The 802-nt window shown below is 48.9% G+C and carries 1 protein-coding gene; it reads right to left on the bottom strand.

All coding sequences use genetic code 11. The annotated features are described in order from the left end of the window. Positions 1-802, bottom strand: an 802-nt coding sequence (locus R7P74_RS25880; RefSeq protein WP_318123515.1) for an iron-containing alcohol dehydrogenase, incomplete at both ends; no start/stop codon positions are given.

The raw sequence follows: 802 nt of genomic DNA on the forward strand, positions 1-802 counted from the left end.
GCCGTCATGTTCATTCGCATTCGCTCTATCCGTGACAAGTTGAGCCAGTTTTCGATAACGGTTGATCACATCATTCCTGCCCGCTTGCTTTGCTGCATTGATGTTTTCTTGCATCACATGAGGTGCTAAACGTGCAGTTATCACACTGTGCGGAGCATCAAGTTTCCCACCAAGAGCAGAGGCTAACCCATGAGCAGCGCCCAATTTAGCGTTAGTGATCGCCATCCCTCCAAGCAAAGCCGCAAAAGATAAATCCGAACGAGCCTTATGATTATCCTGCTTACAGCCTGCAATCACTGATCGACTCAATCGACGAAGCCCTTCTTCGCATACCATATCAGTGAGAGGATTCGGCTCGCCGCATACATAAGCTTCCATCAGATGCGTAAATGCATCCATAGCGCCTCGTCCAGATGTGTATTGATCAGTCCCATAAGTCAATGTTGGGTCGACAATCGCAACGTCAGCCAACATGTCCGGACTTCTTAAACTTACTTTTACTTTGTCCTGCCCTGACTTCAGAACGGCATTTCTAGTCACTTCTGAGCCGGTACTCGCAGTTGTGGGAATCGCGATGAAGTGAATCGGTTTCGCTTTGAGAGGAACGTTTCTTCCAACTACTTCCACATAATCGTAGACATTACCCTGATTGGGAATGATTGCAGCCAATGCCTTGCCCATGTCGATGACGCTACCACCGCCGATCGCGATGACCATATCAGGTTGAAATTTTCGCCCGAGCACCGCCGTCTCTTCCACCATCGTAATGTTGGGCTCCTCATTGATGGCGACGTGCTGATAA

The organism is Vibrio sp. 2033, from assembly GCF_033339735.1.